This is a genomic window from Bacteroides sp. L10-4 (assembly GCF_013373675.1).
In the GTDB taxonomy this organism is placed as follows: domain Bacteria; phylum Bacteroidota; class Bacteroidia; order Bacteroidales; family Bacteroidaceae; genus Bacteroides; species Bacteroides muris.
Genome location: NZ_JABXJH010000099.1, coordinates 1 through 7610, shown reverse-complemented (window position 1 = coordinate 7610; position 7610 = coordinate 1). Strand labels below are relative to the sequence as shown.

The following is a 7610-nucleotide window of genomic DNA, read 5'->3' as shown; positions in this document are numbered from 1 at the left end:
GGATTATGTCTCGACTGACAATCTGTTCTACGCTGTCAATCGAGGCCTGGCGGGGCTGGGCAAATCCCACTTTATCAACTTCTCCAAAAGAGCCTGATATGTTCATTTATTTTTCTGAATTACTTATTGAATAAATACTCAAATGTTGATGTTGTTTTCTTTAGAAGATTTACATTTGAAGAAGACATATCCCAGCATATAAGATACTTTCCCCAGTTTAATCTTAATAAGATAAATGGCTGTGAAAAGTCAGTTGTTCTTTCATATCTTATATCCAATGGACTTTTTATTCCTAGTGCATGTAATAAACTCGTTCGAAGAAAGATTTTGATAGATAATAATATTTGGTTTGAAAAAGGTATTTATTCAGAGGATATTGATTGGAATTTTTCTTTAACTCTTCATGCCGATAATTTTTATGCTATTAATCTTCCTTTTTATGCATATCGAAGAAGAAGTGGATCAATAACCAACTCTATTAGAGAAAAAAACGTGTTGGATTTACTTGATATTATAAAAAAATGGGTTCCTATGATATCTGAGGATTGTCAAGATTTCCAGATAAAAAAAATGTTGTTGGGGTATTGCGCCTATCAGTATATTGTCGTTTTAGGAATTATATTTTTAGCTGAAACAAATTGTCGTGACTTTTTGCTTCAGGAAGTAAGAAAGATGTCATATGTATTAAAATATGCAACAGATAGGAAAACCAAAAAAGTAAGACTTATGCACATTTTCCTAGGGTATAATTTATCTGCTAAATTTTTAGGTGTTTATCTTAAACTAAAAAAAAGATATTTGTTTTAATATAGGTGTAAGTAACCTTTATGAGAGAGCGTAAATGTGATGATGCTGGATTCACTCCAGAAGAAAGGTCCCGAGAAAGGCAGATTTTGAAAATGAAGGAACTCTTGATAGAGTTGCGCAGCCTGTCAGACAGTGAACTGTCAAAGGATTCAGAATTTAGAAGCAGTATTATACAGAAGCTCTTAATTATCTGAATCGATTCTGGAAAGAGGTCTTTACTTGGATGATGGTGAATTGCCGATAGACAACAATCTTGCAGAGCAAACCATTCGAAAGCTGACTACTCAACGCAACAATTCACTTCATTATGGCAGTGATGCCGGTGCTGAAATGGCTGCAACACATCACAAAACCTTAAGAAAATAATATATAATGAAGATATTTTTCTATATTAATACTATATCTAATGGGGGGGCTGAGAGAGTGCTGACTAATTTGGCAACAGAAATGTCCGTTCGCGGGCATGAATGCACTTTAGTGACCTCTTTTCCTTGTTCATGGGAATATTCCTATGGAAAAGATGTGCAGCGTATTTCATTAGATTTGAATAAAATAGAAGGTTACTTTAAAAGGAATGTAATACTTACATATCGATTGAGAAAATTATTGAAATCGGAAAGGCCGGATATTCTTGTTTCGTTTATGGCCGAACCCAATTTTCGAGCAATAGTTGCAAAACTTGGAACTGGTATAAAATCCATTCTCTCAGTTCGTAGTAGTCCGGATTTGGAATATGGCAGTGGTTTTACATCTTTTCTGGCCAAAACATTGTTTCGTTTTGGAGATGCGATAGTTTTCCAAACCTATGATGCTAAAATCTGGTTTCCTGAAGTAATACAAAAGAAAGCTTCTATTATATATAATCCTATTGATAAGATTTTTTACAATACGAAACTAAGTGAATCCCATTCTGGAATAGTTACAGTCGGTCGAATTAACAAATTCAAAAATCATAGATTATTGATAGAATCGTTTGCGAAAATTGCAAGTCAGGTGAATGATGATCTTATAATATATGGTTCAGGAGATACTACTTCATTGAAGCTATATGCTGAGTCACTTGGTATAGGAAAAAGAGTTCATTTGCTTGGGCAAATATCCGATGTTCCTGCTTTCATTAAAAGCGCACGGCTGTTCGTGTTGTCTTCGGATGTTGAGGGAATGCCCAATGCGTTGATGGAAGCTATGGCTATTGGACTTCCTTGTATTTCAACAGATTGCCCATGTGGCGGTCCTCGAATGCTATTTCCTGAGAGTATTAGGAAGTATCTTGTTCCGGTAGGGGATTCGGATACTTTATCGAAACGAATGTTGACAGTTCTTACAAATCCTCAAAAAGCAACATTTCTTGCACAAGAATGTAAGAAAGCCTCTTTAGAATTTGAATCATGTAGAGTTTTTGACAAATGGGAATTGTTATTCAGGAATACATAACCTTTGTTTACTGATTTCATTATTGATGAATTACGGGGAGTCTGATGAAAATATTGCATATCATTAATTCATTTACAAGAGGTGGCGGTGCGGAAGCATTAGTCTTAACATTAGCGACAGCACTAAGCAGGATAGAAGATAATACAGTTCATGTATTAAGTTTAAAAAATCCGGAGGACAAGGAATTTGCTCAATTATTAGAAAAGCAAGGGGGAAAATGTTTTGCATTGTCTGAAAATTTAAAATCATTCAGAAATATTCACTTGTTAGCTGATTTTATCAAAAGAGGTAACTATGATATTGTGAATGTTCATCTTTTCCCATCCCTTTATGTGGCAGCATTAGCTAAAATATTAAAAGGGGTGAATGCCCGTTTGATATATACAGAACATTCTACAACCAATAGACGTAGAGGGAAGCTATTATTTAGAATAATTGATAAAAGAGTATATCGTACTTATGATTGTATTATAACAATATCCAAAGAGGTAGAGCGAGCACTCAAACAACACATTCCGGATATACGTACTGTAGTGATAAATAATGGGATTAACATTTCATCTTTTGAAAATGCAGTTCCTGCTGGTATTCGTACGGAAATGGGTCTGCCCCCCGATTGCAAACTGGTTACAATGGTAGCCAGATTCTGTTTTATGAAAGATTACAAGACCCTTATCAAAGCGATGTCGAGACTTGATTGTAATGTGCATTTATTATGTATTGGTGATGGTCTTCTTTTGAAGGAGAATAAAGATTATGCGCAAGCGGTAGGCGTAGGCTCTCGTATACATTTTCTTGGTTTGAGAAAGGATGTTCCTAATCTGCTACAAGCTTCAGATGTCATAGTTCTTTCTTCAGAACATGAAGGTTTCAGCATCTCAATGCTTGAAGCCATGTCATGCAGAAAACCTTTTATTGGTTCCAATGTGCCGGGTATTGGCGATTTGGTAGATGATATAGCATTGCTGTTCGAATTTCAGAATGATGAAGAATTGGCTCTACGCATAAATGAAGTTCTAGCAAACGATTCTTTATATCATAATGTTGCTGAAAAATGCTATTCTTTTGCCAAACAATATGATATAAATACTATAGCACAAAAATATATGCGGCTTTATAAAAGCTTATGATTTTGTTGCAAAGTCTAGTATAGCCGTTATTTCACTGAAGATGTAATAATAATTGTAAAATTATGGCATATAAACATTTGAAATTTCCCCAAGGCTCTTTGTTCTTGGTGACTGGTGGAGCCGGTTTTATTGGTTCCAATCTTTGTGAGGCTATTTTAAACCTCGGCTATAAAGTGAGGTGTCTTGATGATTTATCTACAGGTAAACAAGCCAATGTAGATATGTTTATGGGTAATCCCAACTACGAGTTTATTCATGGCGATATAAAGAATCTTGATTCTTGTATGGAAGCATGTAAAGGTGTGGATTATGTGTTACATCAAGCGGCTTGGGGCAGTGTACCTCGCTCAATAGAGATGCCTCTTTTTTATTGTGGTAACAATATCCAGGGAACTCTCAATATGCTTGAAGCTGCACGGCAAAATAAAGTGAAAAAGTTTGTTTATGCCTCTAGTTCTTCAGTCTATGGTGATGAACCTCATCTTCCAAAGTCGGAGGGAAAAGAAGGTAACTTGCTTTCTCCTTATGCTGTGACCAAACGTTGTGACGAAGAATGGGCGAAACAATATACTCTCCATTATGGGCTTGATACTTACGGAATGCGCTATTTTAATGTGTTTGGTCGTCGGCAAGACCCTCACGGAGTTTATGCTGCTGTAATTCCTAAGTTCATCAAGCAGTTGATTGACGATGAACGTCCTACCATTAATGGAGACGGTAAGCAAAGTCGCGATTTTACCTACATTGAAAATGTGATTGAAGCTAATTTGAAAGCATGTCTTGCGTCAAGTGAAGCTGCTGGTGAGGCATTTAATATTGCATTCGGTGGTCGTGAATACCTCATAGATATTTACTATGCATTGACAAAAGCTTTGGATAAAGAGATTGAGCCTGTTTTCAGTACTGAACGCAAGGGAGATATCAAGCATTCTAATGCAGATATTAGTAAAGCGAAACTTTTACTTGGCTATGAGCCGGAATATGATTTTGTACGAGGTCTTAATGAGGCCATTGAATGGTATAAGAATAATTTGTAAAACTAAGAAATTTAATCGAATATAATGGAACGTGAAATTAAAATTGCCGTAATCGGTCTCGGTTACGTAGGGCTTCCTTTGGCTCGTTTGTTCTCTACGAAATACAAAACTGTTGGTTTTGACATGAATAAATCCCGTGTGGATGCGCTGATGAAGGGGCATGATGCTACTCTTGAAGTATCGGACGAATTGCTGCAGTCTGCCCTTGCCAACGGCTTCAAGTGCACGGCTGACATTGAAGACATTCGTGATTGCAACTTCTATGTTGTGGCAGTTCCTACTCCCGTGGACGATAACCATAATCCGGACTTGACTCCTCTGTACAGTGCAAGTACTACTGTGGGGAAGGTGATTTCCAAAGGTGATATTGTTGTGTATGAATCTACAGTATATCCGGGGGTGACTGAGGATGAATGTATTCCGGTAGTGGAGGAAGTGTCCGGTTTGAAATTCAATACGGATTTCTTTGCGGGCTACTCCCCCGAACGCATCAATCCGGGCGACAAGCTACACACAGTCGAAAAGATAAAGAAAGTGACTTCCGGTTCGACTCCTGAAATTGGCAAGAAGGTGGACGAAGTGTATGCTTCTGTCATATCTGCCGGAACCCATTTGGCTCCCACGATGAAGGTGGCGGAGGCGGCCAAAGTCATTGAGAATTCGCAACGTGACATCAATATAGCCTTTGTCAATGAGCTTTCCAAGATATTCACTCGTATGGGGATTGATACTCAGGATGTACTGGAGGCTGCAAGTACCAAGTGGAATTTTCTTCCCTTCAAGCCGGGGCTGGTTGGAGGACACTGCATTGGCGTAGACCCTTATTATCTGGCCCAGTGTGCACAGGGTCATGGCTATAATCCTGAAATCATATTGGCAGGCAGACGCATGAATGACGGTATGGGAGAGTATGTGGCCGGTCAAGTGGTAAGACTGATGCTGAAGAAAGGGATTCAGGTCTTGAACTCTAATATACTGATACTCGGTTTTACTTTTAAGGAAAATTGTCCGGACGTACGTAATACGAAAGTGATAGATATTTATGAAGCTTTGAAGGAATATAACCTGAATATGACCGTTTATGATCCGTGGGCGAATCCGGCTATCGTGGAGCATGAATACGGAATTGAAGTAGTCAATGAACTGCCTGAGGAAAAGTTTGACTCAGTCGTGTTGGCGGTTGCCCATCAACAGTTTGCCGGAATCGATATAAAAGGTTTGTCGAAGACCCGGTCTGTCGTGTTTGATGTCAAAGGTTTCTTGCCCAAAGAATCGGTTGACGGCAGATTATGATAAAATGAAGAAGCTTTTCTTTGTTACCAATGTCGATTGGTTCTTTGTTTCCCATCGTCTGCCTCTTGCTTTGAATGCTATCCGGCAAGGATATGACGTTTATTTGTTATCAAGGGATACCGGAAGAAAACAATTCTTGCAAGAGAGAGGGATTCGCTTTGTCGATATTCCTTTTGACCGTTCTGGAAGTAATCCTTTGCATGAATTGAAATGTATTTTTCAGTTATATACAAACTACAGAAAGTATAGGCCTGATATAATTCATCATGTTACTTTAAAGGCTGCATTGTTAGGTTCTGTTGCAGCTAAGTTGTCAGGGCAACATAATGTTGTGAATGCAATAAGTGGATTGGGGTATAACTTTACGAACGGCAGGAATGGGATTTTGCAGAAGTTGATAAGGACTTTGATTCGCATTGCATTCAGAAGCAAGTCTTTCTCCTTTATTCTTCAGAATCCGGATGATGTGGGGATGATTAAAGGTTTCAATCTGGTTCCTTCGTCCCATATCTTTCTGATAAAGGGATCGGGAGTAGATTTGAATGAATTTGCTTTTTCCCAAGCTCCTGGCAAGACTCAATTAAAGGTACTCTTTCCTGCAAGGATATTGTTGGATAAGGGGGTGATGGAGTTCATTGATGCAGCCAAATTACTTCAAGAGCGATTTGTTGGAAAAGTAAAATTCATATTGGCAGGTGATTGTGATAAAGAAAATCTGGCTGTCTTGGGAGAAGAAAAGCTAAGGTCTCTTCTTGTCGATGATTATATTGAATGGATAGGATATCAGGCTCAAATGTTTCCTATATATACGGATAGTGATATCGTTGTACTGCCTTCCTATCGGGAAGGTTTGCCCAAATCCTTGATTGAAGCATGTGCGGTAGGGCGCCCTATTGTAACAACCGATGTACCGGGTTGCCGTGAATGCGTGAGATCCGGATATAATGGTTATTTGGTTCCTGCCAAGGACAGTGGGGCGTTGGCTAATGCCATCGGCCTATTGATAGAAGATGATGCGAAGAGAAAAGAGTTTGGAAGGAACTCTCGTCTGTTGGCGGAAGAAGAATTTTCTATAGATAAGGTTGTCAGGCAGACTTTTGATATTTATCAATCAATTATTAGGATATCTTGATATTTCCGGGTATCTTTGTGGAAAGATTGGATGTATGAGGAAGATTAAGCCATATAAGGAACAAGAACCAATGGCATCGAATGTTAGTGAACCGGTAGTTGTATATACGGGTAATGAGAATAATCCGAATATCGTTACGGAAGGACGTGATGACATTAGGCGTGCTATTTCCGGTGAGGAATTATTGAGCAGGCTTCGTCCTCGTATAAAGGCTTTGTTTGAATGAAAGTCGTATTTGCTCCCGAAGTAGAGGAGGATTTGTATGGACTTATAAAAATACTTGTTGAGAAGGAGTATCTGGGTACTTATCCTTTTGCTATTTCTTATGTGGAAGAACTGATAGCTGATATTCAACAGAACATTCATTCTAAATTGAAAAGGAAAGCTCCCGCTTTTTTTGAGCGTTATGGTAAGGATATGCGTTACATCACTTATCAACGTAATTTTAAGACGACGTGGTATGTTTTTTTCTCTGTCATCGGAGATACTTATTTTATCAAATACATAACCAATAATCACGTTTCCGGTCAGTATATTTTTTAGCATATTTCAATGAACATACTAATCACCGGAATCCACGGTTTTGTGGGTTCCAATCTTGTTATTGCCCTAAAGGAACGCCATACCCTTTACGGTCTGGATATCGTTGTTCCTGAAAAGGAGGGGGTGGTGAAGACTTTCTCTTGGGAGGATATTGAACCGGCTTCTTTTCCGATGCGGAATCTTCCGAAATTCGATGCCATTATCCATCTGGCTGGCAAAGCCCATGATACGAAG

9 protein-coding genes and 1 pseudogene are annotated in these 7610 nt (G+C 38.5%); all 10 read left to right on the top strand.

What is annotated here, in order from left to right; translation table 11 throughout:
- Positions 1-126: 126 nt before the first annotated feature.
- Entirely contained in the window at positions 127-807 is a 681-nt protein-coding gene (locus HU824_RS18695) for a hypothetical protein (RefSeq protein WP_255260568.1), read from the top strand.
- 17 nt (positions 808-824) lie between these two features.
- Positions 825-1155 (top strand): annotated as a pseudogene (locus HU824_RS18690) (transposase); the annotation flags it as partial.
- 24 nt (positions 1156-1179) lie between these two features.
- Positions 1180-2241, top strand: a complete 1062-nt coding sequence (locus HU824_RS18685) for a glycosyltransferase (protein WP_176469673.1) — start codon at positions 1180-1182, stop codon at positions 2239-2241.
- Positions 2242-2285: 44 nt separating this feature from the next.
- On the top strand, positions 2286-3371 hold the full coding sequence (locus HU824_RS18680; protein ID WP_176469672.1) for a glycosyltransferase family 4 protein: 1086 nt from the start codon (positions 2286-2288) through the stop codon (positions 3369-3371).
- Positions 3372-3433: 62 nt separating this feature from the next.
- Positions 3434-4408: an SDR family oxidoreductase gene (locus HU824_RS18675; protein WP_176469671.1), complete on the top strand. Its 975-nt coding sequence runs from the start codon at positions 3434-3436 to the stop codon at positions 4406-4408.
- 24 nt (positions 4409-4432) lie between these two features.
- Positions 4433-5701, top strand: coding sequence for a nucleotide sugar dehydrogenase (locus tag HU824_RS18670; protein ID WP_176469670.1), 1269 nt, complete (start codon positions 4433-4435; stop codon positions 5699-5701).
- A 4-nt stretch (positions 5702-5705) separates the two neighbouring features.
- Entirely contained in the window at positions 5706-6833 is a 1128-nt protein-coding gene (locus HU824_RS18665; RefSeq protein ID WP_255260567.1) for a glycosyltransferase family 4 protein, read from the top strand.
- Between the two features lie 34 nt (positions 6834-6867).
- Complete coding sequence (locus tag HU824_RS18660; RefSeq protein WP_176469668.1) at positions 6868-7059, top strand: hypothetical protein; 192 nt, start codon at positions 6868-6870, stop codon at positions 7057-7059.
- Complete coding sequence (locus HU824_RS18655) at positions 7056-7376, top strand: hypothetical protein (RefSeq protein WP_136011375.1); 321 nt, start codon at positions 7056-7058, stop codon at positions 7374-7376. Before HU824_RS18660 ends, HU824_RS18655 begins: the two co-directional genes overlap by 4 nt.
- 9 nt (positions 7377-7385) lie before the next feature.
- On the top strand, positions 7386-7610 hold a 225-nt coding region (locus HU824_RS18650), incomplete at its 3' end, for an NAD-dependent epimerase/dehydratase family protein (RefSeq protein WP_176469667.1).